Origin of the sequence: Candidatus Ichthyocystis hellenicum, from assembly GCF_001460935.1 — a bacterium.
In the GTDB taxonomy this organism is placed as follows: Bacteria; Pseudomonadota; Gammaproteobacteria; order Burkholderiales; family 2013Ark19i; genus Ichthyocystis; species Ichthyocystis hellenicum.
The window spans coordinates 660,823-686,964 of record NZ_LN906597.1; the positions used below are offsets into that span (position 1 = coordinate 660,823).

The 26,142-nt window shown below is 39.3% G+C and carries 23 protein-coding genes and 1 pseudogene; 15 read left to right on the top strand and 9 right to left on the bottom strand.

The features are described from left to right. Nucleotides 1-137: 137 nt before the first annotated feature. Nucleotides 138-2,096 (top strand): monovalent cation:proton antiporter family protein, encoded by a 1,959-nt coding sequence (locus tag Arg41_RS03140; protein ID WP_092342905.1) that lies wholly within the window; start codon nucleotides 138-140, stop codon nucleotides 2,094-2,096. Nucleotides 2,097-2,105: 9 nt separating this feature from the next. On the opposite strand, the gene Arg41_RS03145 is transcribed toward Arg41_RS03140, so the two are convergent. After that, nucleotides 2,106-4,157 carry a M3 family metallopeptidase gene (locus Arg41_RS03145; protein WP_092342906.1) on the bottom strand — a complete coding sequence of 684 codons (2,052 nt, stop codon included), beginning with the start codon at nucleotides 4,155-4,157 and terminating at the stop codon, nucleotides 2,106-2,108. A gap of 56 nt (nucleotides 4,158-4,213) precedes the next feature. On the opposite strand from Arg41_RS03145, the gene rpe reads away from it, so the two are divergent. From rpe to coq7, 3 genes are all read left to right on the top strand, one after another. Beyond that, complete coding sequence (gene rpe, locus Arg41_RS03150; protein ID WP_092342907.1) at nucleotides 4,214-4,891, top strand: ribulose-phosphate 3-epimerase; 678 nt, start codon at nucleotides 4,214-4,216, stop codon at nucleotides 4,889-4,891. Nucleotides 4,892-5,187: 296 nt separating this feature from the next. Next, the gene (locus tag Arg41_RS03155; protein ID WP_092342908.1) at nucleotides 5,188-6,369 is read left to right on the top strand and encodes a porin; all 1,182 of its coding nucleotides are present in this window, start codon (nucleotides 5,188-5,190) and stop codon (nucleotides 6,367-6,369) included. A gap of 63 nt (nucleotides 6,370-6,432) precedes the next feature. Continuing rightward, nucleotides 6,433-7,050, top strand: coding sequence for a 2-polyprenyl-3-methyl-6-methoxy-1,4-benzoquinone monooxygenase (gene coq7 / locus Arg41_RS03160; RefSeq protein ID WP_092342909.1), 618 nt, complete (start codon nucleotides 6,433-6,435; stop codon nucleotides 7,048-7,050). 2 nt (nucleotides 7,051-7,052) lie between these two features. On the opposite strand, the gene recJ is transcribed toward coq7, so the two are convergent. The 5 genes from recJ to purT are packed head-to-tail and all read right to left on the bottom strand — an operon-like array spanning nucleotide 7,053 to nucleotide 12,875. Further along, nucleotides 7,053-8,744, bottom strand: a complete 1,692-nt coding sequence (gene recJ, locus Arg41_RS03165) for a single-stranded-DNA-specific exonuclease RecJ (protein ID WP_092342910.1) — start codon at nucleotides 8,742-8,744, stop codon at nucleotides 7,053-7,055. A 17-nt stretch (nucleotides 8,745-8,761) separates the two neighbouring features. Beyond that, a complete protein-coding gene (locus tag Arg41_RS03170; protein ID WP_139057333.1) occupies nucleotides 8,762-9,691 on the bottom strand; it encodes a hypothetical protein in 930 nt (309 codons plus the stop codon). Beyond that, nucleotides 9,681-10,358, bottom strand: a complete 678-nt coding sequence (locus tag Arg41_RS03175) for an ABC transporter ATP-binding protein (RefSeq protein ID WP_092342912.1) — start codon at nucleotides 10,356-10,358, stop codon at nucleotides 9,681-9,683. The genes Arg41_RS03170 and Arg41_RS03175 overlap by 11 nt, the downstream gene beginning before the upstream one ends. Nucleotides 10,359-10,361: 3 nt before the next feature. Continuing rightward, nucleotides 10,362-11,642 (bottom strand): lipoprotein-releasing ABC transporter permease subunit, encoded by a 1,281-nt coding sequence (locus Arg41_RS03180; protein ID WP_092342913.1) that lies wholly within the window; start codon nucleotides 11,640-11,642, stop codon nucleotides 10,362-10,364. Between the two features lie 39 nt (nucleotides 11,643-11,681). Beyond that, a complete protein-coding gene (gene purT, locus Arg41_RS03185) occupies nucleotides 11,682-12,875 on the bottom strand; it encodes a formate-dependent phosphoribosylglycinamide formyltransferase (RefSeq protein ID WP_092342914.1) in 1,194 nt (397 codons plus the stop codon). 371 nt (nucleotides 12,876-13,246) lie between these two features. Here purT and Arg41_RS03195 point away from each other — a divergent pair, with 371 nt between their 5' ends. The 3 genes from Arg41_RS03195 to Arg41_RS03205 all read left to right on the top strand — a co-directional run bounded on the left by Arg41_RS03195 (nucleotide 13,247) and on the right by Arg41_RS03205 (nucleotide 16,248). After that, complete coding sequence (locus tag Arg41_RS03195; protein ID WP_157722253.1) at nucleotides 13,247-15,067, top strand: SGNH/GDSL hydrolase family protein; 1,821 nt, start codon at nucleotides 13,247-13,249, stop codon at nucleotides 15,065-15,067. Nucleotides 15,068-15,072: 5 nt separating this feature from the next. Then, a complete protein-coding gene (locus Arg41_RS03200; protein ID WP_092342917.1) occupies nucleotides 15,073-15,702 on the top strand; it encodes an alpha/beta hydrolase in 630 nt (209 codons plus the stop codon). 165 nt (nucleotides 15,703-15,867) lie between these two features. Continuing rightward, complete coding sequence (locus Arg41_RS03205) at nucleotides 15,868-16,248, top strand: hypothetical protein (RefSeq protein WP_157722254.1); 381 nt, start codon at nucleotides 15,868-15,870, stop codon at nucleotides 16,246-16,248. Here the strand turns inward: Arg41_RS03205 and Arg41_RS03210 are convergent. Then, entirely contained in the window at nucleotides 16,229-17,080 is an 852-nt protein-coding gene (locus Arg41_RS03210) for a haloacid dehalogenase-like hydrolase (RefSeq protein WP_092342919.1), read from the bottom strand. The two genes, Arg41_RS03205 and Arg41_RS03210, sit on opposite strands and share 20 nt — an antisense overlap. Nucleotides 17,081-17,217: 137 nt before the next feature. Between Arg41_RS03210 and Arg41_RS03215 the strand changes: the two genes are divergently transcribed. From Arg41_RS03215 to Arg41_RS08320, 6 genes are all read left to right on the top strand, one after another. After that, nucleotides 17,218-18,147: a TrbG/VirB9 family P-type conjugative transfer protein gene (locus Arg41_RS03215; RefSeq protein WP_092342920.1), complete on the top strand. Its 930-nt coding sequence runs from the start codon at nucleotides 17,218-17,220 to the stop codon at nucleotides 18,145-18,147. Beyond that, entirely contained in the window at nucleotides 18,144-19,127 is a 984-nt protein-coding gene (locus tag Arg41_RS03220) for a TraB/TrbI/VirB10 family type IV secretion system protein (RefSeq protein ID WP_092342921.1), read from the top strand. Before Arg41_RS03215 ends, Arg41_RS03220 begins: the two co-directional genes overlap by 4 nt. A gap of 69 nt (nucleotides 19,128-19,196) precedes the next feature. Beyond that, nucleotides 19,197-19,643: a type IV pilin protein gene (locus Arg41_RS03225; protein WP_092342922.1), complete on the top strand. Its 447-nt coding sequence runs from the start codon at nucleotides 19,197-19,199 to the stop codon at nucleotides 19,641-19,643. Nucleotides 19,644-19,725: 82 nt separating this feature from the next. Then, nucleotides 19,726-20,364: a hypothetical protein gene (locus Arg41_RS03230; RefSeq protein ID WP_092342923.1), complete on the top strand. Its 639-nt coding sequence runs from the start codon at nucleotides 19,726-19,728 to the stop codon at nucleotides 20,362-20,364. A 16-nt stretch (nucleotides 20,365-20,380) separates the two neighbouring features. Beyond that, nucleotides 20,381-21,706 (top strand): hypothetical protein, encoded by a 1,326-nt coding sequence (locus Arg41_RS03235; RefSeq protein WP_092486413.1) that lies wholly within the window; start codon nucleotides 20,381-20,383, stop codon nucleotides 21,704-21,706. Further along, nucleotides 21,678-22,067, top strand: a complete 390-nt coding sequence (locus Arg41_RS08320; RefSeq protein ID WP_092342925.1) for a hypothetical protein — start codon at nucleotides 21,678-21,680, stop codon at nucleotides 22,065-22,067. Before Arg41_RS03235 ends, Arg41_RS08320 begins: the two co-directional genes overlap by 29 nt. Nucleotides 22,068-22,132: 65 nt before the next feature. Here the strand turns inward: Arg41_RS08320 and Arg41_RS08505 are convergent. Next, nucleotides 22,133-22,213, bottom strand: a pseudogene (locus Arg41_RS08505) (type II secretion system protein); the annotation flags it as partial. Between the two features lie 117 nt (nucleotides 22,214-22,330). Between Arg41_RS08505 and Arg41_RS03245 the strand changes: the two are divergent. Then, the gene (locus tag Arg41_RS03245; RefSeq protein ID WP_092342926.1) at nucleotides 22,331-23,035 is read left to right on the top strand and encodes a hypothetical protein; all 705 of its coding nucleotides are present in this window, start codon (nucleotides 22,331-22,333) and stop codon (nucleotides 23,033-23,035) included. A 10-nt stretch (nucleotides 23,036-23,045) separates the two neighbouring features. Beyond that, nucleotides 23,046-24,191: a hypothetical protein gene (locus tag Arg41_RS03250; RefSeq protein ID WP_092342927.1), complete on the top strand. Its 1,146-nt coding sequence runs from the start codon at nucleotides 23,046-23,048 to the stop codon at nucleotides 24,189-24,191. Here the strand turns inward: Arg41_RS03250 and Arg41_RS03255 are convergent. Next, entirely contained in the window at nucleotides 24,182-26,137 is a 1,956-nt protein-coding gene (locus Arg41_RS03255) for an APC family permease (protein WP_092342928.1), read from the bottom strand. The genes Arg41_RS03250 and Arg41_RS03255 overlap by 10 nt on opposite strands. Nucleotides 26,138-26,142 lie beyond the last annotated feature (5 nt).

A 26,142-nucleotide genomic window follows, 5' to 3' on the forward strand; every position in this document is an offset into this window, starting at 1 on the left:
ACTTTGACTTTGAAATGTGACTGTTTGGACTTTCAAGATCTTTTAGTTATATTTTTTTGAGCATGTTGAGTGTAGGGGGATGTATTGTTTTACACTGACTGCACTAGGATTAAATTAGTAATTAACGGGATGACGTAATGGTTGGTTTGGGTTTTTTTGTTTCGATCGTAGGTGGGTTAGTTGTTTCAGTAACGCTCGCCAGACGATTTAATTTACCAGCTATGATTGGATACCTAATCGTAGGTATTTTGCTGTCCGGAATTTTGAAGATAAGTTTGGCAGATGCAAATGTACTAAAGGAACTAGCAGAGTTTGGCATTGCATTGCTGTTGTTCACAATGGGACTAGAATTTAGTCTCGAAAAGCTTCGAGCTATCCAGAGGTTAGTATTTCAGGTTGGACTAACCCAAGTTCTTCTAGTAGCAGTTCTTACTTTTTGTCTTTGTTTTGTGATTCTTCATTTATCTTGGCAATCGTCTTTATTGATGAGTTTTATGTTTTCTATGTCGTCTACGGCTATTGTCGGGAAGATGTTGGTGGAAAGGGGTGTTGTTCATTCTGCTCATGGTTATGAAGTTTTGGGGATAGCATTATTTCAGGACATTGCTATCGTTCCTATGCTGATTATTTTGTCAGCTTTAGGTGAGTCAGGTTCTTCTCTTGCGGTTACTATTGCCTTGGCCATGGCTAAATCAGTATTTGTTTTAGCAGTTGTTTTAAGGTGGGGCAGACCCGTAATGCACAAGTGGTTTGATATAGTGTCCCGTGGGCAGTCCCATGAGCTGTTCCTGCTCAATATATTTTTTGTAAGCATGGGTTTGTCCTATTTGATGATATTTATGAATTTGCCAATGGAGTTAGGAGCTTTTTTGGCAGGGATGTTATTGTCAGATACCGAGTATCAATGCCAGGTAGAGGAGGATATTAGTCCATTCCGCGATATATTGCTGGGGATATTTTTTGTAACATTGGGCATGAACCTTGACCTGTCCATACTATTGCATAATTTTCCTATTGTTCTGGCAATAGTTATTACACTTATGGTTTTAAAGGGTATTGTAACCGCATTAGTGAGTTATATATTCAGCCGCGATTTGCTCACGGCTAGCAAAACCGGAGTATGGCTGTGTTCTGCAGGCGAGTTTAGCTTTGTTATGTTGGCAATTGGACAAAGTACAAGTTTGGTTGACCCTGATCTCGAAAAAATTTTAATTGTTTCTATGGTTTTATCCATGATCTTAGTGACCATACTTATCCAGTATAGTCACAGGTTTATGGATGCCAATTTCCGTGTTGCTATAAATATTCGTGAAAATTATCTTGCTGGAATCATAGAAAAATCACAATCTCAAAACAAGCATGTAATAGTTATTGGGTTTGGGCAGCACGGTCAATTTATATGCCGTGTATTTGAAGAAGAGTCGGTTCCGTATACAGTGATTGATATTAATGAGGATGTTGTTCGTTCAGCGAATACCTACAGTGGTTTGGTGATTCACGGTGAACCGTCAATAGATTTGTTACAGGCAGTTGGGTTAGATAGGGCTAGTGCTTTAGTCATAGCTTTTCCTGGTTGTGCAGAAGCGCGGCGTATCATTGAGGATGTTAGGAAACATAATGAAGAAATTCCCATTGTATCTAGAGTTTCCCTTATGATTGACATATCACGTATTTTGGAAGCAGGTGCTAGTGAGGTTGTTCCGGAAGTGTTAGAGACTAGCTTGCTACTGTTGACTCATGCTATGACGTTCAGTGGTTTGCCTATGTTTAGGGTACGTAAGATGGTGAATCGTGTGCGAGCTAAAAATTACGCATTGATTTATTCGTTTTTCGGAGGTTATTCTGGCGATGGTGAAGAACCTCTTTCTTGGTGGCAGTGCTCTCTTCCCGAGGGATCACCATCCATTGGTTTATCCCTAGATGAATTGGGGTTTTTTAAAGGAGGTATATCCGTTAGAAGTATACAAAGAGGGACTGATCGTATAATGTCCCCCGAAAAGGATTTTAGACTCCAGGCTAATGATGTTATGATTGTTCTAGGTCCAGAAAAAAATAGAGCCGACTATATTGATAAGGGTTTTTTGATTGACGTCTAGTTTGTTTTGTTAGATGCCGTTATGCCTTAGTAACGCATTTATTTCAGGTTCTCGCCCACGGAATACAAAGAACGATTCTTTCATGGGGCGGGAAGCTCCTCGAGAAATGATTTCCTTAAGGAATTTGTTCCCTATGTCCTTGTTAACTATTGTGCCGTTTTCCTCAAAGGCTGCGAATGCATCGGCAGAAAGAACCTCTGCCCATTTGTAACTATAGTAACCGGCAGCATAGTAAGAACAGGCAAAGATGTGGTCGAATGTCATTGGGAAGCGATTCCACTTAGGCGGTATAATAACTGCAACTTTATCTTGTACTTGCCAGAGTTCCTCCATGACACTTGTTCTTGGTTCTTTCGACCAATTTTTATGAAGTTGAAAATCAAAAATTGAAAACTCAATCTGTCTTAGCCACCTGAGACCAACTTGGAAGTTTTTAGCATCAATTATTTTTAGGTAAAGATCTTCCGGTAGCTGTGCAGTAGTTGTTTCATGAGAACTTAGACTGGTTAGAATGGTTTGGTCCCAAGCAAAATTTTCCATGAACTGTGATGGTAATTCTACTGCGTCCCATTCAACACCATTAAATCCGGCAATGCTGTGCAGTTCTACACTTGTCAACAATTGGTGTAATGCGTGACCAAATTCGTGGAATAAGGTCAAAATTTCATAATGAGACAAGTATGATGGTCGTGTGCTGGTACTATTGGGGAAGTTGCATACTATGTACGTTATGGGTGTATCAAGTTTTCCATTGGCGTTACGATGGCGTGTTCTACACGAGTCAACCCAAGCTCCAGATCTTTTGTTTTCACGAGCGAAAAGGTCAAGGTAGAAATGACCAATGATGTTTTTTTGGGTTTTGTCTGTTAATTGATATACCATAACATCATGATGGTAGACGGGAACCTCTATTTTCTCTATCGAAATGTCATAAAGCTCTTCTGCTAATAGGAACAAACCCTGTATTACTTTTTCACAGGGGAAATATTTTCTAATTTCTTCATCGTCTATTTGGAATTTAGAAAGTTTTAGTTGTTCCGATGCGTATCCAATGTCCCAGGGCTGTAGTTGATCTATTCCTAGAGTATCCTTAGAAAATTTTTGCAATTCTTGTTTTTCTTTTTCTCCAACTTGTTTGACGCGAAGAAGTAAGTTGTTTAGAAAGTTTGTTACCTCATCAGTAGTGTCAGCCATTTTAAGTGCTAAGGAATATTCAGCAAAATTGGAAAAACCCAATAATTTTGCTTTTTCCAGTCTTAGGTCCATTATATCGTTTATGTTCTGACTGTTGTCCCAAAGCTTGGATCCACCGGCATATGATGGAAATAATTCTGACGCTTGCGTTTTGTAGGCTTTATAAAGTTTTTCACGAAGGGTTGAGCTTTTTGCGTAACTCATAACTGGACCAAGACAAGGTTCCTGCAGGGTTAGTATCCATCCTAATTTTGTAGGATTTTGTTTTTCTGCAAGCTCGCGAGCTCTATCTTTTACTGACTCTGGAATGCCATCTAGTTCCTTTTCGTCTTCTACGTGGAGCTTAAAAAAATTGGTGCTGTCTAAATGGTTTTCAGCAAAGTTGTTCATTAGTTGCGCCAATTTTGTTACAACTGCGAAGAGGTGCTGTTTTTTTTCTTCTTGTAATCCTACTCCAGAAAGTTCAAAATTTCTTATTGATAGTTCTACCACCCTTTTTTGTTCTGGGCTAAAATTTTTGTAATCAGGTGATTTTTTTATGGATACATACCTCTCATAAAGTCTAGTGTCTTGTTGCAATTTGGTAAAGTATTCTACTATGAGCGGGTGTGATTGATTGAATGCTTCCCTCCATTCATCTGTGTTCATGACTGCGTTGAGATGGCTTACTGGAGACCAAAAAGCCTCTATCGTCTGGGCAATGTCCTCCATAGGAAGGGCAAAATTTTCCCACGAAGGAGGTGTGCTATTATTTGCTATACCATTAACAATGATAGTTGTTCTGTTGAGCAGTTCTTTTGTTTGGTCACGTATGTGTTGAGGTGAGAGGGTGCTAAATATTTCCCATTGATAGTGACTCGTAGTCATAGGTGTTACTCCTTTTACTAGGGTGTAGGGTTATAACTGTTTGTATGGAGTATTCTATGTCAGGTGTTCGTATCGCGCCCAGCATTTTATCAGCTGATTTTTCTCGCTTAGGGGAAGAGGTGAGGGCGATAGAAGATGCTGGTGCAGATTGGGTTCACTTTGATGTTATGGATGGTCATTACGTTCCTAATATGACAGTTGGTCCTTGTGTTTGTAAAGCTATACATTCAAGTACTGCTATGCCCATAGATGTTCACCTTATGGTGAATCGTGCCGATGATTTCATAGCGATGTTTGCCAAGAGTGGTGCGAGAATTATAACCATTCATCCTGAATCAACTAATCACCTCAATCGTTCGTTATCACTGATTCGTGAGTGTGGATGTTTGGCTGGTGTGGCACTAAATCCGGCTACGCCATGTTGTGTTCTTGATTATGTTCTTGATAGCGTAGATCTTGTGCTGGTTATGTTGGTGAATCCAGGATTTGCTGGACAGAAAATGATTCATAGTGTGTTGCCAAAGATAAATAGTTTAAAGTATCGTTTGGATCTTTATTACGCAAAAACGAGTAGACGAATTAATATTGAAGTGGATGGGGGGGTATCAGTTTGTAATGTTTGCGAGTTGGCTCAGCGTGGGGCTGACATTTTTGTTATGGGGTCGGCTTTTTTTGGACAATCTGAGTCCTATGTGGAGACGGTGCAGAAGTTTAGGAGTGTCTTAATGGATTAAATGTAAATGAAAATATTATTCGCAAAATTGCGCCATTTACATTTAATATCTGAGTGCAAGGTGAAAGATATCTTTGCTCCAAGTGGTGTCTCTCTTCACTTTTTAGTTTAATTATTGATTATTCAATTCTTCGTTGCTAAAAAGCTACGTATTTTGGAGCTTATCTTATCTTTGGTTGTTTATTGTTGTTCATTTTGGGAGAATACGCATTGCGCACGCCTGAAGATAATGCGTGTATGTGCGTTTTTGGGTAGTGCCGGGTTGTCCGGTAGTTAATTTCTCTGAGGGGAGCTTTGATGCAGAAGAAGATACTTGTTGCCGCTATTGCTGTGTTTGCTGCGGCTCCGGTTTTTGCTGATTTGACAATCTATGGTACTGCTGACGTAGGTTTTGAGTATGTTGATCTAGGTCTTGATGCCGATGGTAATTCAAAGAGTGTTAGTCATTTCACCTCTGGTATTTTGAATCCTTCTGTTTTGGGTATAAAGGGAGAGCAGAAGCTCAGTAACGGGTTGAAGGCCGGTTTTCAATTGGAGTCGGGGTTTATATTTGAGAGGGGGCTACTACTTGACTCTTCGAGTAATATTAATCAGACGGTTTATATCCCTGGCGCTACAAGGAATCCCCTTTGGAATCGTATTGCGCGGGTTTATTTGGCAACCAAGTATGGTGAGTTCTCATTTGGTAGGCAATACTCCCCTATTGCTTATGTAGAATGTAATCTCGAACCTACTTGTGGTGGTTTGGGGTTCACCGTTGATAATTATTGGTCTATTCCTGATCGGTTGGATAACTCTGTTAAGTTTACTACCCTTAACCGGGGCGGGTTTATGGCGCAGTTTTCATATTCTGCGGGTGATCAGAATATGACTAAAAATGATTTTGTCGATCCTGTCAAGCCTGTTAGTGGTGGTGTTTCATACGGTGCTAGTGCTCAGTATGCTAACGGTCCGGTGTATGTTGGTTTTGGCTATGATCAACTTTATTCCAGCATGACGGCCCCTAATTTTTTCAGGCCGGTTAGATCAGTCGGGTACGTTTTTGGTGCTTCCTACTCTTTGAGTAAGGTTAAGACTTTTGCTAGTTTCAGAAATTATAGGACTGTACTTTTCCCGGCCGTAAATTTCGAAGTAGATGGGTATAAGAGAAACATCTTTACTATTGGTGCTTCAGTGTTGATTGGTCGAGGTACTCTTGTTACCAACTTCTCATTCTTGTCAGATAAGACTGACTATGCTTCGTTGGCTAAACTTGGAATTAATGGTGATACTTCTGATTCTCACTTGTTTGGTTTAGCTTATCTTTACCAGCTTAGTAAGGATATTACCGTGTATCTATCAGGGTCTAAAATGAGCAATGATATAAATGGTAGTCACTCTGCTTACACGATTAATACTGCTTCTTTGCCTGGTCCTATGCCTCCCGTACTGGGAAATAATCTTTCAGAGATTGCCTTTGGTGTTCGCTATAATTTTTAGTAGTTACCTCGTTTCGGAAAAGGAGCATGAAATTTGCTCCTTTTTTTTGTAAGAGTAGTTTTTATGGAACGTTTAATTATATCTGTGGATGCTTTTCTGCGGTCAATGACTGGTACCGTATTTTCCGCGCGGCCCGTACCCCTTCCAGAAGGTGATGTTTATCCTATCTCTGATCATCAGAGAAAAAAAAGTGTGAGTTTGCTTCGTATTAATCATGTTGGTGAAGTGTGTGCCCAGGGTCTGTATCAGGGACAGATTTTGTCATCTGTTAATTTAGCCCTACAAAAACAGTTATTTCGTGCGGCTGTTGAAGAATTTGATCACCTTTATTGGTGCTTGAGCCGACTGCGGGAATTGGACGCATCGCCGAGTAAATTATTACCAATTTGGTATATTTCATCTTTTTTAATAGGATTTTTTGCTGGTTCTTGCGGTGATCAGTGGAGTTTGGGTTTTCTTGAAGAAACAGAAAAGCAGGTTGTCCGACATCTGGAGGAACATTTGGAAGTTTTGGCAGATGAAGATCCTAAAAGTTATGCTATTTTCTCCGTTATGAAAAAAGAAGAACAACAACACCAAAATCATGCTAATTTATCTGGAGCAAGGAAACTCCCAACTCCAATTAGGAACGCTATGTGGTTTATGTCTAGGGTCATGGCGTTTGTTAGTCCAAAGATATGATATTAATCGTTTTCCCACGCAGTTATTATTAGCGATGGTTCTCTTTGACCAAATCTGCCAGATTTTAATTGATAAATAGCGCGCCCAGGGCTATCTGGAATGGTTTTGCGGTTCCATTGCATGGCTGGGAAAGTATATGCTCCATGTTTTATCCTGAACGAGATGTGTTTGCTGTGAATAATTTTAATATTTTTAATTTCAAATTGATTACAAAAAACCGGTTCGCTAAAATCTTTTCCCCATACAGTTCCTTCAATTTCATCTATTAATCCCATGTTTATATCGTTCGGATTTAACGATCCATCTGTAAATACTTCTTCAGAGATGATGGCGTTTTTGATCTCCTGATTAACAACTTGTTCAAAGGCACCCATAAAATCTGATAAATTTTTTTCATCCAAAGTTAATCCTGCGGCTGATGAATGGCCACCATACTGGAGAATTACTTTTGGATAATGGCTGTCTATGATGTCAAACACCTTCTTGAGGTTGATTGTTGAGGTTGACCTTCCAGACCCACGTAATAACCCATCTCCACAATTGGAAAAGGCGATTGTCGGACGTTGTGACGCGTCCTTAATTCTACTAGCAACTAGTCCGACTAATCCAGGATGCCAGTTGCTGTCGTATAGAACCACAGTTTTTTTGTCGATGGGTATGTCCGCTAATTTAGACATGGCTTGATCGCGCATAGCAACTTCCATAACTCTTCTTTTATTGTTAAAACTGTTTAATATCTTTGCTAGATCGTAGGCCTCAGTTTCTGATGAGGCTAGAAGACAGTTGATGCCTGCTTTCATGTCTGAAAGACGACCGGCAGCATTGATGCGAGGTGCTATCAAGAAGCTTATGTCGTGAGTAGTTGCATTTCTATAATCCTTTCTTGCTACCTTGAAAAGGGCAATGACTCCAGGATGAGCAACTCCTCTTCTAATGCGGTTCATTCCTTCGCGAACTAGAATACGGTTGTTTCTGTCTAGTGGTACCATGTCAGCAATGGTTCCAATAGCGACCAAGTCTAACAGATGGGCGAAGTTGGGTTGTGATTCAATAGATAGTATTTTTTGGTCGCGCATATATTGACGAACTGCCAGCATAAAGTAGAACATAACGCCAACGCCAGATAAGTATTTACTAGGAAAGTAACAACCTGGCTGATTGGGATTAATAATAGCATCTGCTTCAGGAAGTTCGTTTCCAGCCAAATGGTGGTCAGTGATTATGACTCCTATGTTTTTCTCCTTGGCGTAACGTGTGCCATCGATGCTTGATATGCCATTGTCTACAGTTATGATCCAATCAGGGCGACTCTTTTCTGTTAGAGCTTCTACAGCTTTTGGGCTTAATCCATAACCCATCGTAATTCGATCTGGAATAAAATAGCCGATGTCAGCGCCAAGTTTATACAATGCTTCATGACCTAGGGCACAACCAGTTGCTCCATCACAATCATAATCTGACAGTATTATTATTTTTTCCTTCCTAAGTATTGCATGGGTTATTATTTCAGCTGCTTGTGCAATTCCTTTCATCGAAAAAGGGGGTATTAAATTGTTAAACGATTCCTGTATGTCTTCATTGGTTTCTATGCCACGAGCGGCAAAAATGCGAGCCAGAATGGGGTTAAGGCCAGAATTTATAAGATTTCTGACAACCTGATGATCAAACGGTCGTTCTTGTATTATGAGACTCATGACGCAATCCAGTTGATCTATTTGTTAACTTGTTGAAATATATAACTCTGATTATTTCTCCAGAATTTGTAGCGATCAAGGTAATTCAGGGAAAGGCTTATACTACTACTTTTATTGATGGCATCCAAATGAAGATCTATCGAACCTAGGTTTATTTTTTTGGTGTTGATAATTCTTCTTAGTTCCTCATTCCACGGAAAATATGGTAATTGATCATCAATGAGAAACGGTCCTGTCATGTCGTTAGTTATCTTTGGGTAACAATCATCTAATGGGTATACTGCTTTGTTTTGATAGCGACAAAGATCTTGTATCCAGTGATCATTTGTCCAAATGTGCTTAAAGTTGTTTGGTGGAGTTGTCCATGATGTTTCTACAGGACCATTAGCAACCATTTTTATCCCATTTATGGTTGGGCGGTTATTATCTTCCAACTTCTTGTTGATGGGAGAGTTGTGAAGAGCTATTTCCCATTCCGTTAGTTTTTTTTTCCATGTAACGGATGTTTTGGGGTCTGATGGATCATGGTTACCTTCAGCGTAGATATTTGGTGGTTCATCTACTAGGCAAAACCAGCGATTGGCATTTGTTGCTTCCCATTTATGTGTGTTGTCGATAGATGATAGTTGTTGAATAAAACCTGATAATTCTTCGTTGGATATAGATAAATTGTTACCACAAATGAAGGAGTTATATTTCCATCCAACCCGAATATGAACTGGTTCGAATAAGATCCACCATTTTTTTTCTTGTTTTGGAATTTTATCGACCAATAAATAAAAAAATCCCCTATCTTGAGGTGATAGGTTAAGCATGATATTTCTTGTTTCATCCACCGAAATATCATGTTTTCTAACCTGAGCTCGATAAAAACTAGGTGGTATGTTCTTTGTTTTAAAACAAGAGAAAAAATTGCGAATTAGAATTACTATTCGTCTATTCATCACGTTTAAGATATCCCTGTGTAAGGGTATAATTTGTAGGCATTTTTTTTGCCAATTCCAAATTATGAGTTACCAAGACTAGAGCAATATTGTGCTTGTGACTTAGTTCTTGCAAAAGAGTAAAAATATTTAGTGCCGTTTTGTGGTCCAAATTTCCTGTTGGTTCGTCAGCGAGTATGCAGTTTGGTAGCCCACAAAGCGCCCTTGCAATTCCAGTGCGCTGCCGTTCTCCCCCAGAAAGTTGCTGAGGGGAGTGGTTGTAGCGGTGTTCTAATCCTACTTTTTGTAGCCACATCTTAGCTTGTTCTTTAGCTACAGAAATTTTTTCTCCTCTGATCATGAGAGGTAAAGCAACATTTTCTAAGGCAGTAAATTCATCCAGCAGATTGTGAGATTGATAGACAAATCCAATGTGACTATTTCTTCGTTTTGTTCGTTGATGTTGAGACAGTTCCCAGATATTTTCTTCAGACCATTTGATTATTCCTGATGATGGGCATAATAATCCACCCATCAACTGCAATAAAGTGCTCTTCCCTGATCCCGAGTCCCCCAGTATAGCTAATTGTTCCCCAGTATCTACTTTTATTGTAACTTCTTTAAATACAAGTACTTGAGATAGGTTAGTTCGGTAGTACTTGGTAATTGAGTCCATCGAAATAGCTGCCATATTCTAATCTCTAAGTATAGTTGCTGGGTCAACCTGTGTTGCTTTCCAACTTGGATAGAGTGTGGCGGAGATCGACAAAACAAAGGTTATGATAATAATCGTTACAACGTCGCTAGGATGTATGCTAGATGGAACTTTGGATAGAAGGTAGATCTCTTTGTTGATGATTTGAATGTGTAAAATGTTCTCGATAACAGCAACTATGGTGCCTATGTTTTTTGCTAATAAAATTCCAGCTCCTGTTCCAATTCCTATTCCAAGCATTGATGCTAATAGTCCATGCCAAAGGAATATGCACATAATCGACAACGGTGTAACTCCCATAGTGCTTAGTACAGCTATATCGCGTTGTTTTTCTATGACTAGCATTATTAGAGAAGAAATTATGTTGAATGTTGCTACAGCAACAATAAGCGTTAAAATAACGAACATGACCCTCTTTTCCATGTCAAGGGCGCTAAATAAACTAGAATGCTCATCTTGCCAATCAGATATGTGGTACTGCTCATTTGGTGAAGTTAAAGAACGATAAATGTCCTCTTTAGTTTGGTACAGATTAGATAAATTTGCTACCGATACACTTATCCCAGATATATCACTGGATAGTTGATAAAGTTTCTGCGCATCATCAAGTCTGATGTATGCAAGGTTCGCATCATACTCATACATACCCACGTTAAATGTGCCCACAACATGGAATTTTTTCAGTCTAGGCAAGCTGTCAAACAGTCCTGGAGAAGTTTGGGGTACTATTATTACTACGTCACTTCCTGAACTTATTCCCGCCCGACGTGCTAATTCTGATCCCAGTACTATACCAAAATGGGTTTTATCAAGAGCATCAAGTGATGTTTCAAGAGAATGATTGGTAATGTTGAGAATTCCTTTCTCCAAATTCGGATCGACTCCACGTATAACAAGCCCACTTGTAGCTAAGTCCGATTTTAGCAACGCTCTACCACCTACAAAAGGTGCGGATGATCTCACATTACGAATGGCATCAACTTTTTTTCTTACCAGCTTCCAGTTGGATACAGAAACACCATCTTGGTTTAAAATCTGTAGGTGGGCTGAAATCCCCAGTATGCGCCTGCGTAATTCCTCCTGGAATCCGTTCATAACGGACAAGACCACAATCAGCGCAGACACGCCAAGGGCAATTCCGATGATAGATGCAATAGAGACAAACTTACTGCTATTTTTTCCAGCGGCGTAGCGTAAGCTGATTACCAACTGATAAGGAAACATCAAACCTCTTCTGTTACCGAACAAGAGACGCCACATCGAGAAATAATATGGTAAAAGTTTGATACAATCAATAGGTTATTCAGTGGATTTTTTTATCTCAATTGATTTAGCTGATTTCATTGCAGCAAATCGGGCCTCGTCGGTGTTTTTGCCAGTAGCTAGTGCAATTCCTATACATTTACCGATGCAACTCCGTGGCTCACCAAAAATTATGATATTGGTTTTTGGATAAGAAAGCGCTGTGTAAATATTGTCGTATACAACATCCTCCGCTTCCACTGGGCTAACTATTGCATGACTGGCTCCAGGTTCTCGAAGTTGCAAGTCAACGGGTAGGCTGAGTGCAGCGCGCACATGTAGATCAAACTCGCTTTGGTATTGTGAGCAGAGCGTTACTAGACCGGAATTGTGAGGGCTCGGTCTAACCTCTGAGAACCACACCTCCTCACCTCTAACGAAAAATTCAACACCAAACAACCCTATACCCCCTAATCTATCCACTATTAGACGTGCAAAGTGATGTGTTCGTTCTAGCGCTTTGGGACTTATATCGGCCGGTTGCCATGACTCATGGAAATTTCCATTATGTTTGATTTGCCCTACAGGATCGCAAAATCCAACATCAAATTGTCCATTCGGTAGTTGGTGGCGGATAGTTAGTACAGTAATTTCGTTGTCAACCTCGAGAAATGATTCCACTATGACGCTAGAACTGCTCTGAGATTTGGACCATGCTAGCAGCAAATCTTCCTCAGAGCTGACTACTGTCTGGTCAGTTCCTGAGAATGAAGTCGTGGGCTTTATAATGCAAGGATATCCAATTTTGTTTTTGACAACTTCCAGTAACTCATCATAGCTGTTGGCGAAATCATATGCTGATGTTACCAATCCCAGCTCTTCCACAGCTAGTTTACGCATTTTTTCGCGGTTAGTTGTTATATCTAGAGCCTGAGAAGATGGAATGACTCTTGATAGGCCTACTTTTTCTATGTGTGAAAGAACTTCATAGGCAATTGATCCTAATTCGCTAACAATAATGATGTCCGGTTTTTCTTGATGAACTATATGAAGTAATTGATCCGGATCGCTAAGGTCTGCCGTAATACTTTTTTGAGCGGTTTGCTGAGCAGGTGCTTTCGGGTAAGAGCTAGCAGCAGTGACTTCACAGCCAAGTCGTTGTAGTGAAAAAACAATTTCTTTCCCTATTTCCCCAGAACCAAGCAGCAACACCCGTAGTGAAGATTTAGTGAAAGGCGTCCCTATTATCATCTTTCCTCTTTTTGACCGATGTCTACTCGATGCATACGTGAGACATTGTACCCTAAAAAGTACACTAAAGCTTTTGACGGTGTTAGCTTAGTTTTTTCACAGATGGAATTGATTTATGTTTTCTCATCGGTTAATTTTTTGCACAAGTATAACAAAATATTATGCCAATTTTATGGTAGGGTGACACAAGTGTTGCAAGTGATAATATCATCCTTGTTTCTGCTTGATTGAGAAATTAGCTTGCGTTAGTAGTTGTATCTAAAAGGCATGATGAGCAATTTCATAAATATGAAAGGTGCGGTTGGAGCTTTAGGTATAACTGGTGATTGTGCTTGTTTGCCCATTCTAGGACAATGAATAAGGGGGTAATTGTGGTGGGTAGGTTCCGTGTATTTTTTGCTGTGGTGGCTTTTTTTATTGCTAGCTCTTGTTGTTTTGCTGATGATGATGGCATGTGGTCATTTACTTTTTTTGGTGATAGTTTGGTTGCGCAGGACGGAGGCATAGGGGGCAGACCTTTTACTTCTATAGGCTACCCTATGTGGACTGAACTTTTTGGAAGACATTTTGGAGACGAAGTTTATCCGGCTAGCGCTGGCGGTACCAATTTTGCTGTTCCCGGTGCAGAGACGGAAAATGTTCTTGATTCCGTTAAGAATTGGACAAATTCAATCCATAAGAAAGGCGGGATTGTTTTTTTCGATGGTGGGGGGAATGATATCTTTCATCAGATTAGTAAACACTTTCTAGATCCTGATTTAGAAAAGTACATACTGATGGCTGTGGAATCCGCTGTTGTTAACACTAAAAAAATTGTAGAGGTTATTTCTAGTGATGGAGCTTCCCTTCAAATATTGACTGATCTTCCTTTGCTAGGGATTACTCCAGCTGCACACGCTTTTCACAAGGAAGCTGAACTCAACGCAGTTACAGCTTATTTTAATGCTAAGCTGCAGGCCACAGTATCTGACCTCAATCGTGGAGGGAATGGTGTCAACTTACTGGTTCTCGACTGGGCCACTTTAATGTCTGAAATTTTGTCTAACTATGAGGATTATGGTTTCAAGAACGTAACGGATTCGGGTTGTACAGATTCAGTTTTTTCTACCGCTGGTCCTTGTGCCGTTGATCATTGGAAGCGTAGGGATGCTCCATCGTACTACTTTTTTATGGACGGTAAGCACCCTGGGGGAGCTGCAGAAAAAATAATTTCAGACTATTCTCAGTCGGTTCTTGAGGCTCCTATTTTAATGGGGGTCCTTCCGCGCATTCCTGCTGCTATGGTTCTTTCTCACAAGGCTTCAGTAGATAACGTGTTGGCGGGCATTCGTGCTGGAGTACATAATGCCGGTGATTGGATTTTTTCTGGCACACTTGCCCACGGCAACTATGACATAAATGTTGTATCCCCTGTCATTCCTCCTTCCCCTCAAGACAATAGTTTGGCTATAAGCTGGACGTATGTACATCCAGATGCTACTTCCTATAGCGGCTTTACGACATTTTTCTCTGATAATTATGGTTACTTTAATGGAGATAGGTCTTCTTATCTTATGAATTGGTTCGGAATTACTACATATCACCAAAGATTTTTCAAGAATTGGTTGTTGACGGCTAAGATTGGAGGGATTGGAATTATTTATCCGTTTATAAATAGAGAGATTCCTATGGGTATCTCTTTTAGGAATGAAACTTCTCGTACCAATGGATATGGAGCTTGGGGAGAAATTAGTGCTTTTTACCCTTGGAAATCGTTTTCTTCCTTAACCTATGGGCCTGTACTTGATGCTATATATCGTTACACTTTTATCCGAGGTTTTTCTGAAACAGCTAGAAATTCCACTTCCATGAGGTTTTTTGACCAGAAACTGAATTCTTTTCGTACTAGCATAGGGTGGTTGGTTAAGGGTAATTTTTCCTGGTCAGGTCACGCTCTTAGTCCATTTGTGACGCTTTGGCTTACTAGGGAGAACGTTACTAGCAAGAGGTATGTTTACGCTAGTCTGATTACTTTTCCCTCCGTGTTTCATTTGCCTGTCTACGTGCCGGGAAAATATTCTTCCGATATTGAAACGGGACTTAGTGGGAACTTTGATGGGTACATGTGGTCACTTGGTGCAACGGGTAGTGTTTATTCGAAGGCTGCGCGGCAATTTTCCGTCAATTTGTCTATTTCTAGGAAATTTTTGTAGAATTTATGGGCATATATACAGAGAAGTTTTTAATTAATGGCCCTTCTGGTGCTATAGAGGTTTTGGTGGAAGAGCCTGCTGATAAAAAATCTGCAGGTTGGGGTATTGTGCTACATCCTCATCCTCTAATGGGGGGGTCTATGACCCATAAAGTTCCATATATATTGTCTAGAGCTCTGCTGGACATGGGTTACTGCTCGGTTCGTTTTAATTTTCGCGGTGTTGGTCAGTCTTGCGGCCATTACGATGATGGACACGGCGAAATAGATGATGCCTTGTGTGTTAAAAAGTGGTGTGATGATCGATACTCTGATACTGGTAAGACTGCGCTTTTCTCTTTTTCTTTTGGTTCTTTCGTTGGTGCTCATTTAGCCAATTCATGTTCTTTTGACCATATTGTTTTGTCAGGATTGCCAGTTTCTAGGTTTGATTGTCCGACGGTGCCATCTCACTCCATAGTTATCCATGGAGAACTCGATGAACTTATCCCGCTGGAGTCAGTATATTTATGGGCTGAACCTCAAAGTATACCCGTGGTTGTTTTTCCTCGAACAAGCCATTTTTTTGATCGCAAGTTGATTGCCCTTAAGGATTTTATTTTATTGGTGATTTGTCCTACATTGTCTTGCAGGTAATTTCCTGTCTCAGATCATTTCCTATATCAAACTGGTGAAATTTTTCTTGCAGTTGAGCTTTGTCTTATTACTCTAAATACACTAATGTGATGCTGGTTTTGGGCTAATGTTTAAGGAAGAACTTTATGATCGTGAATGTGTTTTTATGCCATTGCGGAGGTTGAAGTGTTAAAGTACTTTGTAGCATTAGCGATGATTATGGTGTCAACGTGTTCTTTTTCTGCCATATTTAAGTGTGATGATGGAAAAAGTATTACTTATACCAGCACTAAGAAGGACGGATGTTTGGAGTTGGAAAATAATATAGGTGTTTATTCGAATGACGATGATGGGTCGAGAACAGTGAAATCCCAATTGCCATCTAATTCTTTTTCCACTAAAAAGGTTATGGCTAAAGATCTTGAAAAAGAGAAGCAAGTGGCTTCTGAAATTAAGTTACAGATGAAATCCTCACGTGGTCTATCAGTTAAAGACATAGAAGCAATGCGGCAGCAACTTAGAGTTCATAACGACAATATACGAGATATTAGTCATCATTTATCATAGCCTTAACCATGGTTTGTGAAGTCGCTATTTGATGTATAGAATCTAGAAGCAATTCGTGCAGAGGGCTGTTAGGTCTGTAGTCTGCTAGTACTGATCTGGTTACTCTTCCTTCTTTAATGAGAATTGCCGCTTTGTTTTCACCAATTTCTTCTTCCCCACCGTATACGCATATTGATTTCCCCCCAAATTTTTTTACTACGGAGAAACAAGGAATGTCGGTGTAGCCGTCACCAATGAAAATAATATTTTCGAATGGTATTTTTCTGTTTTTGTTAGGTATGTATTCATTCACGGCAAATGGTTGATTTTTAAATCTGTTGCCAACGATTCCTTTGTGTATTTGAAATAGGAATTTAGTTTTCTCAGTGAAGCTGACAATGTTTTTTATGAAAATAGGGTTTCCTTCGGCATCAAATAGAAGGTTGGTAGACCAAATGTCAGTAAACTCATTACTTATGGCACAATTTTCAATTATCGTTCCGATTCCACTGGAAATAATATAAAACTCGACATTAATTTTATTATCAGCTCTTATACTCGCTACGTATGATCTTATGTGACCGAAAATTTCCTTAACCCCGGGGAAAAATTTCACCTTCTTCGAAAATGATTTAAGTGACTCTAATGTTAGTAGGTTAGGGTTAAATTTCCTATGATTCATTATGACGTATATCCATGCGAGAGCAAAGTCCCAATTGCGATCTACAAGCTTTTGCACTTCTTGCTTCCAAAAAGTGGAAGGAGAGACTCCATGAAGACGAAGATAGTTCGATGTGCTGTCATTTGCCAGCGTATCGTCGAAGTCAAATACTATTGCTATTGTTTTATCCATTTACTCCAATCCTTGACGAAAGCGAAATATCTTAAATTATTTCTTTGTTTTTAATTCCGATAAAAAAGTATTTCATATAAATTAAAAGCTAGCTTTATTATATCGGACATATTTGTTTTCTTGAATGATTGTGTTAGATGAGACGGATCATAATACTATGCTTTGCTTTTTTATCGATAGATAGTTTTTTTATCGGCCCCAGTTATACATTTGCTGCTGAATCTGGACATAATAAGGGTTTTCGTCTGCGTTGTGATGATTACCTTCTTGAACACTTTCATATTTGTCATCCACCAGAACATACTTTGAGTGATGATGATTCTGATCCAGCAATTGCTATTTTTGATTACAGGGATGATAGAACATATGTTGTCTATACCCACGTTGGTATAATGACTGATATTTCTTTTCCTGCAGATGAACTATTGAAAGGTGTTTTTCTTTCTGATACTTCTAGGTGGGTTCATGCTATTAGCCAAAGCAAGCAGGATATATTTTTTAAACCTACCAAGAGTCATCTCATAAATCCAATAACTATTTTGACTAGTAAGCGGCGTTACCAGGTGTGGTTAGTGTCTGTAGATGATAACCACTACTGGTATCATCGTGTTTCTTGGAGAAGTATTCATAATGGTGATGTTTCTGGTTTTTCAGCTATGGAGGTAAGTTTGTCGCACACAGATAATAATTCTTCGGCAACTGATAATGTACCTTCTTATGATCAAGTTGATGTAGGGCAGTTGAATTTTGACTATGTTATATCTTCAAACGGTTCTTCAGTCGCCTTTATGCCGGATGCCGTTTTCGATGATCGTACTCATGTATGGATCAGAATGCCAGTAAGTTTGAGTTACTGGCCGGCACTGTTCGTTGCCGATCGTGATGGTAAACTTATGGTAGAAGAATATATTGTTCAGGGACGTTATTATAAGGTTGCTCACGTTCATTATTGCGTTATCCTTAAGTCTGGTCGCAAAATGGTTCGGGTGTGTAAAAGGGAACCTTTTTCTATTAGAAAAATAATACACAATGTATTTCATCCATCATTTTTGCAGCGGCATTTATGAGAGCAAATTTTGTTCGCCGATTGTCGTGGTTATTGCTGTGGTTTTGTCTGTTGAGCACAATGCTGGGTTATGTTTTGAGGCACCGTCGGGATGTGCAAGATAAGCGCTTAGTTGAAGATAGAAGACTAGCTGCGATTTCAAGGCAAAAACCTAGTGTTGATATTGTTAAAGATGTTCTGGATAAACAGATGATATTACCGCAAGGTGGACACCATGATCGCGGTGGACATATTGAGACCAGGCACAAAGATCTTGTTCGGCGCGCTTTTATCTACCAACGAGATAAAGAGCTTGTTTCTGCTTTTATGAGTCCGATGATCGCATATCAGGATGATGAAGTAGTACCAGGACGTGAAGGAATATCATCTCCTTGCCTATTGATTAAGGGGGCATCGATTCCTGTGGTGTTGATGATGAGTGTGGTTTCCCCTCCCGATGGTATTGTTCGGGCACAAGTTACTGCCAATGTCTACGATTCTGTTTCTTTATCACGTGTCGTTATACCAGTTGGAAGCAAGTTTATTGGGCACATTGATAGAAAGAGTTCAGTTTTTGCAGGTAAATTGTTAATTCAGTTTGATCAATTTGTATTGCCAAACGGAAAGATATTGACGGGTAATGACTTCTACAGTGCAGATTATGACGGTTCAACCGGAAATTCAGCTACTGTAGACCACCATTTTTGGCAAAATTTTTCTCCACGATTTGTTTTATCTGGAATGTCGGTAGTAGGATCTTTGTTGTCAGGTGTATCTGCAGGGAGAAATGATCCTTATTCACCTGCCAATGTTAACATTAATGATGAAAATGATTTTCCGGATGTCTCGATTAATAACGTACTGGGAAATGTTTCTGACCATATTAATGGTGGTGAAAAGAAATATCCAGTTACCATCCGTTTAGATTTGGGTCAGAGTTTTATTATTATTAACCAAAAAACAGTTAATTTTCGTTGTCCGGTTTTTTTAAATCCACGTTGATAACCCATATATAAGCTGATTTGTTGTGTTTTTTTTTAATCTATCCCTAAGGTGTGTTTAGGGTCATGTATGGCTTACCGAATTGTTGTTGCTAAGTTTGGATTTACTCTTCCAGAACTTTTGGTATCTATTGTCATAATAGCGATGCTGATCGGTTCCTCTGTTACTTTTTATGGAGGATATAGGATACGTGCTGATTTGTCAGAGGCTAACTCACATTTGTTGCATGCTCAGGTTTTAGCGCGTAAGTACTTTACTAGTGCACATACGTATATAGGGTTTTGTGCTACATATCCTGAATTTTCATCTGTCATGACCAGTAAGTTACGCTTTACTTGTTCAGAGGATCGAAACTGTTTTCGTGTGCGGATTATCGGTTCAGGAAGTTTTTCTTTGCTTAAGTCACTGGTTTCGGAGACAGGGGTTCGTACAATTTCTGTACCAACAGGTTGGACTATGCCAACCAATGCTTCTAAATGTTTGATTGCAACAAAAAAAGGCGACTGCGTATCATAATTTAATTAGTTATTTTTTAAAGTTTAAGTTCATGTTTAGAGCAAGGTACCATCCTTATAGTAGTTATTTAGGCTTCACTTTTATGGAGCTTCTGGTTGCTCTATTAATTTTTTCCTTGATGATGAGCTTGGCTGTTCCGGTTCTTAAGGTTAGGTTGGCAAATGATGCTGCATCTCGTTATGCCCGATCAGTTAAATCTAGAATAGAGGAGGCTGTTTCTATGTGCTTACCTCATCTATATAGGGGCTGTATGCTTGCTCTTTCTCCCGACCTTATTAATACCAGCACCCTGAGAACTATATCGTCTAGTGCTAGTAGATTGCCCTATCAAGTTAATAGCGGTGATATCAATTATGTAGAAGTTTTGCTTGATCTCCCCTACGCTAATGATGCCCGCAAATCTGTTAATTCATCTTTTTACTCAAGGGACGATATTTCTAATTACCAAAGTGATTTTTACAGGATTCGTGCTATTGGCACGCAGGAAGGTAGGTACTATACAAAATTCTTTGTATCTATTGTAGACGGAACTTTTGGTGATTTTAGAAGCAGAGATAACGATATATATGTTTATCCAGTTATGGCATCCAGTGATAGTGAATTTTCGTATGCAAGGATATACAAGTTGAAGCTGACTGGATCTAGGGTGTTGCTATGCGAAATTAGTTTTTCTGATTGTCCAAGTGTAGAATGGGACGATGTTAGATTATGCAGATGCTAACTAATGAGGATAATGGATGAAGAGTAGGGGATTTTCTCTAGCTGAAGCAGTCATAGGTGTTGTTATTTCTACTGCCGTTATTTTGGTCATATTACAAGCGGCAAGTTTAGTCAAGAAAGGGATTAATAATAAGGCGTATGTAAGTGCATACAAAGAAGCTTTTGCTGCTTCGTCCATGATTCGTGAAATGATTTCTAAGAGTGGGGTTTTATTTGAATCTCTGAAAATTCCGCAGTGTTTATTGACATTTCGTAATCCTGTTAATGGCACTATTTCTATTCCCTTCGGTCCTGTAGCTATTTTTAAGCCAGCTCAGACACCTGATATAAATTCTGCACAATTGGCGATAGTGTGGAATACCGTGCCATTGTACGAAAGTAGTTTTTTTCGTGCCCGAACACCGTTAGAAGGTGGAGCATCAGGCGTATCTACTCTCGCTGCTTTTTCGGATACAACTTTTACTTTAGGTGTTTACAATACCTTGCCTGTCTTTGCTTTCAAATATGCTTTTTTATTTCGATTTAGAGATTCTATTATTCCAAGTAAATATCCTCCTTTTTGTCAATTGGCAGCTGTATCTAGCGGGGGAGGAGGGGTACTTAAAATTTTATCGGCTACTTCAAGTGGCGGAATGAATTTTTATGAAAATCAGTCTGTTTTTGTTAGTAGTGGTAATAATTTTTCTTGGTTGTACGGGGGGGCTGCTGCAAATGGAGCACCTTCCGGTGGAACGATGAAAAATAATGTTAGGACGGCCAGAGATGCAACTACAGGAGGCATTGAATTTTTAAATGATGACGAAGTTTCTTCTACCGGTACTCCTGTGGAATATATACCCTCTGCACCATATTTTGAGTACAGTGTGGATGGTGTTTATTCCCCGTCATATGGAATGTTGAGTGTTGGTTCTGCTCATGTTGATAGTGTTTATGTCGATGTTAATAATTCTGGTGGACTGTATGTAGGCAATTTAATTTCTGGAGTTACAAGACGTGTTGCTCCATCTGTGGTTTCTTTGCAAGCACAGTACGGAATAGTATCTTCACCAGGAAATCTGGATTGGTATGCCCCTACGTCTTTTAATACCCTGTTGCGTAGCCCACTTCTTAAGGTTGGTAGTGTTGATTTAGTTCGTTTTGCTGTGCTGGTTAGAGCTAATTATGATCCTACCTTTAATTCTCCGGTACCACGGTGGATGGGTGGTAATTTTCCTATGTCTAATTTTCCATCTGAGGTGGGTGATCGAGCAAACTGGAGGCATTGGCGTTATGTAGTAGCAGAAATGGTTGTTCCAATTAGAAATAGATATGTTCATGCTGGTTATCTTGCTAGGGATAACTAGGTTTTACGGAGTAGGGATAAAACCAGAAGATTTTCTTATGCAGCTTAGGTCTAGATTTCCTACAATGCAATCTTCTATTGTGGTTGATGTTGGCGGTGGATCAAATTTGGTAATTATTGTTCCTGATAGATATGTTCTCATAACAAGATTTGGTCCCGTGTTCGATAGCTCGTACTTTATGCCAGCTAGTGATTTTTTTCCTGTTACGATAATGGAAATATTTCTTCCTGACTCTGAACATAATACTGTGTACGTATCAGATGAAGTTGATAATTTGCTGTCAGAGTATATATGTGAACATGGAGATCCATACATTCTTCCTCTAGTGCTTCCGACCCTGAATATGTTAATGCTGGCGTAAGCCATCTTTGTTATTTGGTTGCCTATTGAGTAGGATGAGATAAAACTATTGCTGGCAATAAATAAAGCTACGCTTATAGATAAGACTAAAATAAGTTCTATTAAAGTGAACCCAGTGTGTTTATAGTGTGGTTCTTTTGTTTTCATTATCTTAAGGTTAATTTTTTATAATCCCAAACACATTATCTCGATAATGTGTTCCGACAGTTAAACAGGTAGTGATTATATAATTAATTATAGATCCTACAACAGAACCACTAGACCATGAAAAGTTATTATCGCCTGCCCTTAAAAGAAAAAGGATCTTTTCTTATTGAGACCTTGGTTGCTGTTGCTATTTTAACCGGGTCGGTACTGGGGGTTTTTAAAGTAATTTCGATAAATGATTATGCAGAATATGATTACATACAACGTGTCGTAATTTCAACGGAGATCTATAATTATTACTCAATTTGTTCTGTTTTGTTGTCAAGAAAGTTTTCTCAGAATTTTAATCAAATAAAAATCCATTTTCCAGATTTAAGTACCACAGCATCTGTGGCTAGTAATTGTAATACTGGTGCTAGTGAAGCGGATTTTGTACCAACATTAGCTGGAAATGGGTATAAAGATCAAAGGGACTTATGGTTAAGCAACGTGCTTAGAAATCATTCTCTTCCCCTCATAAATTCTAAAGTTGCTATCGGAATTGTTGCTATTAATCGCCTAGGTTCACAAAGAGCAGTGTTTACTGCATATGCTTGCTTTAAGTCACTTAATATGAAGGAAAATCACTATTCATTTTCTGGCGCATTGCCGTTAACTGATATCCATAGCGTAAATATAGACGGTCAGCCAATTGAGGATATTGTTTGGTGCCAATTGGATAGTATTCCCGATGCTGCTTGCAGATTTTTCTATGAAAATGGTAGGCCACGCCCATATGTAGTTAATTATAAATTGCCCTATACTGTTGACAGAAAAGAATAAGGGTTACTATATGATAATAAAAAGATTACATAAAGGAAATGTTCTAATACTTACTATTTTTGTAGCTATGAGTATTTCTGCTTCGTTGGTTTTTTTTGTGCGTTCAAAGGATTCTAGTATAAAAATTTTTGATTCATATGTAACAATGAATGAACACATAATGTTGTCATCGTCATGGCCATCATATTGGAAGTCTGAGTTATCACGGAGTATGGGAAATTACAATGATAGCGATAGAGCTACAAGGGGGATATATCAGAGAGATTGGTCTCCTGGTTGGATCTCCAGTTACACCGTTCCCAGAGCGGAATATTTAGGTAAACAAATATTTGGTCTTTCACCTGTAGGTGCCAATTCTACTATATCTCTTCCAGATTATACCGTTAATTACACAACTAGTGACTCTAGATTGGTGCGTTCTTGTTCTACTGGAAGAGCGTCGTCATGTTTACGCTTTGGATATGGACCTGGTGATACTAGTCCTGGTAATCTTCTACGGTACAATTCTTATGAACGTTTTTATGACAGAGATGGCAATGTCTCATATTTCCTGAATGATATGTACCTTTCTTATTTTTCAAAATCACCTCTTATATTGTTTTTAAACCAAGCAATGCCGCTTCTGAAGCCTTTGTTGCAAATAGCTAATGACCCACTAAATGCCAACGGAATAAATGGAGGAGCCGTAAAATGTAAGTATATATATAAGCATTTTGCAGGTTCCTTGGTTTATAATCCTTTTCCTAGAAAAGGAAGTTGTGGTTTGGTTATTTCACCCGTTTTGAATGGTGTAACTGATCCTATTGTTGGTAATTCTTATCTTAAAGACTATGTTCGGCGTTATGCTATTTTCCAGGAAAGTTCTGAAGCAAAATCAAGAAGATATGGGGTTCGTCCTTACATTATGGGATTGTTGTTTTTTTTGCCGGCAGGTAATGTCATAGCTGGTGGTAGAGAATTGATGTTGTTGCTGGATGTTGTTGTTCATAGTAATACTGCAGAAGCAAGGGGACCGCAGTATTTTGCTCCACTTGTTGATGTTAGGTGCTACACTTACGGTTCTTTTGTTAGAGGATGTAATGAGTTTGCAGCCGGTGAAGTTTCCGATTTCTTTCTGTCAATGGTAAAGAAAATGAAAGATAACTACTACACTTGAATAGGTAGTATAACCATGTTCATTCCCACAGAATGCATTTTCTTCTGCAGGACAAACGGTGTGTTGCTATGTAAAATTCGTGTGGTCCAGTTCTCGTCCTTCGATGTTATGTGAGAACTGAAGAACATAACGTTGCTAAATTCTGTCTCAACGCGTTCAGCCAGCTTGAATATTTCCTCTATTGTATCAATTCCAAATCCTGTGTACTGTTTGGCTGATAGGCCGTGACTATTACAGAAATTGACAAAGTAAGTGGTTCTTACCATGGCTTCCTGACGAAGTTTTTTGAGTTCCAGTTCACCACCATATGAGTTTGCATCCACAGTTTCTACGTTTATAAAAAGAAAATTTTTAAAATGATTGGGAAACATTTTTTGCACCCAACGTAAGTTGTGCATACCAATGCCGCGAGAACTACCAATAATGAAAGCCGCTGTTGGTTCGTTTGGAGAAATGTCAATTTGGTCAGTGCGTGTACCATAAGGAAGATGCGCAAAGGATTCATCAATAAGTAAAATTTTTTCCTCTAATTGATAATAGTGCTTTCTGATCCATATGCAGCCCAGAATAACTGTACTTGTTATCACAAGAGTAACCCAACCCCCATCTGAGAATTTAACAAATGATGTAACCACAAGGATGCTGGCTGTTAGCAAAAACGAGCTAAAAGCCAACAAAAATCGTGCTGCCCAATTTTTTTGGGTACTCTTTTGTCGCCACCAGTGGCGGCAGAGACCTGCTAATGTTAGAGAGAATGTTAAGAATACGTTAATAGAGTATAATATGATCAAGAAACTAACGCGCCCTTGAGACAAAAGGATTATAAATAACGCGCTTATTCCCATCATAAAAATACCATTTTGAGTTACCAGGCGGTTGGATAGATGACGAAACTGACGGGGTACCCAAAAATCCCTAGCCATGTTAGAAAGTACTGACGGTCCAGCCAGAAATCCGGTATTTGCAGCAACAAACAATAATAAGGCTTCTAAAAGTAAAATTATGGCTAGTGTCGAGTGCGCAAGCCACCCATGAATTCCAATTTCATTCAAAATCATTCTAAAAGTGACGGCATTTAGGGTCATGCCTTTAACATGATTTGCATTCCAAAGTAGGTATAGAAGAATGGTTCCTCCCGCCATGAATGATAGAGAAAGTGCTATGTACAGCATGGTCAAGCGCCCAGTTTTTAGGCGAGGTTCTGCTAGTGATTGAACATTATTCGATACCGCCTCAATTCCAGTATATGTTCCACCTCCAAGTGAATAAGCGCGAAGCAATAGCCCTACTGTAGCTGACCATCCTATGGATGATTGCATGCGATTGGTTTCTTCTATCGTAGTTGGGATAAGATTCCCTAGCTTGTCGGCATGCAATAGTACGCCAACTACAATCAGAGCAAAGTGTGTTACTACGAAGCCTATAAATATAGGCAACAGAAAACGTATGGACTCTTTTAGTCCTCTGAGGTTGATTAGTATCAACCCAAATACACTTACGCACTCAAAAAATAGCCGAAATTTTTCCCAATACTGTGGCAGTATAGAAAATAGTGCATCTGTGCCACTAGCAATTGAAATAGATATAGTTAAAACGTAGTCAACCAATAAGGAACAACCACATATCAGTCCTAGATGATCTCCAAGAAGGGTGGTTGTTACTCGGTACCCCCCTCCACCATTGGGGAAGAGTTCAATAACCTGGGTATATGCAAATGAGATGAAAAATACGGTAACTGCTGTCATTACAGCAAGATAGAGTGCTAAGTGAGTTGCTTGTCCTAATGCCAAAAATGCTTCTTCAGGACCATAACAGGCCGAAGATAGTCCATCTGCCCCCAGTCCTACCCAAGCTAGAAAAGACACCAACGCAATTTGATGGCGAACTTTCTTGTTTAACGGGTCCAGAGGCTTTCCCAGAATTAATCTTCTTATCTTATTCCACATTCAAT

Excerpts from the sequence above, each read along its gene's own strand:
- Arg41_RS03140 (WP_092342905.1), top strand. The coding sequence starts at position 138 with ATGGTTGGTTTGGGTTTTTTTGTTTCGATCGTAGGTGGGTTAGTTGTT.
- Arg41_RS03225 (WP_092342922.1), top strand. The coding sequence starts at position 19,197 with ATGGCTTACCGAATTGTTGTTGCTAAGTTTGGATTTACTCTTCCAGAA.
- Arg41_RS03235 (WP_092486413.1), top strand. The coding sequence starts at position 20,381 with ATGAAGAGTAGGGGATTTTCTCTAGCTGAAGCAGTCATAGGTGTTGTT.
- Arg41_RS08320 (WP_092342925.1), top strand. The coding sequence starts at position 21,678 with ATGCTGGTTATCTTGCTAGGGATAACTAGGTTTTACGGAGTAGGGATA.
- Arg41_RS03215 (WP_092342920.1), top strand. The coding sequence starts at position 17,218 with ATGAGACGGATCATAATACTATGCTTTGCTTTTTTATCGATAGATAGT.
- Arg41_RS03220 (WP_092342921.1), top strand. The coding sequence starts at position 18,144 with ATGAGAGCAAATTTTGTTCGCCGATTGTCGTGGTTATTGCTGTGGTTT.
- Arg41_RS03175 (WP_092342912.1), bottom strand. The coding sequence starts at position 10,358 with ATGGCAGCTATTTCGATGGACTCAATTACCAAGTACTACCGAACTAAC.
- Arg41_RS03145 (WP_092342906.1), bottom strand. The coding sequence starts at position 4,157 with ATGACTACGAGTCACTATCAATGGGAAATATTTAGCACCCTCTCACCT.
- Arg41_RS03180 (WP_092342913.1), bottom strand. The coding sequence starts at position 11,642 with ATGTGGCGTCTCTTGTTCGGTAACAGAAGAGGTTTGATGTTTCCTTAT.
- coq7 (WP_092342909.1), top strand. The coding sequence starts at position 6,433 with ATGGAACGTTTAATTATATCTGTGGATGCTTTTCTGCGGTCAATGACT.
- rpe (WP_092342907.1), top strand. The coding sequence starts at position 4,214 with ATGTCAGGTGTTCGTATCGCGCCCAGCATTTTATCAGCTGATTTTTCT.
- Arg41_RS03200 (WP_092342917.1), top strand. The coding sequence starts at position 15,073 with ATGGGCATATATACAGAGAAGTTTTTAATTAATGGCCCTTCTGGTGCT.
- purT (WP_092342914.1), bottom strand. The coding sequence starts at position 12,875 with ATGATAATAGGGACGCCTTTCACTAAATCTTCACTACGGGTGTTGCTG.
- Arg41_RS03230 (WP_092342923.1), top strand. The coding sequence starts at position 19,726 with ATGGAGCTTCTGGTTGCTCTATTAATTTTTTCCTTGATGATGAGCTTG.
- Arg41_RS03255 (WP_092342928.1), bottom strand. The coding sequence starts at position 26,137 with ATGTGGAATAAGATAAGAAGATTAATTCTGGGAAAGCCTCTGGACCCG.
- Arg41_RS03250 (WP_092342927.1), top strand. The coding sequence starts at position 23,046 with ATGATAATAAAAAGATTACATAAAGGAAATGTTCTAATACTTACTATT.
- Arg41_RS03245 (WP_092342926.1), top strand. The coding sequence starts at position 22,331 with ATGAAAAGTTATTATCGCCTGCCCTTAAAAGAAAAAGGATCTTTTCTT.
- Arg41_RS03155 (WP_092342908.1), top strand. The coding sequence starts at position 5,188 with ATGCAGAAGAAGATACTTGTTGCCGCTATTGCTGTGTTTGCTGCGGCT.
- recJ (WP_092342910.1), bottom strand. The coding sequence starts at position 8,744 with ATGAGTCTCATAATACAAGAACGACCGTTTGATCATCAGGTTGTCAGA.
- Arg41_RS03210 (WP_092342919.1), bottom strand. The coding sequence starts at position 17,080 with ATGGATAAAACAATAGCAATAGTATTTGACTTCGACGATACGCTGGCA.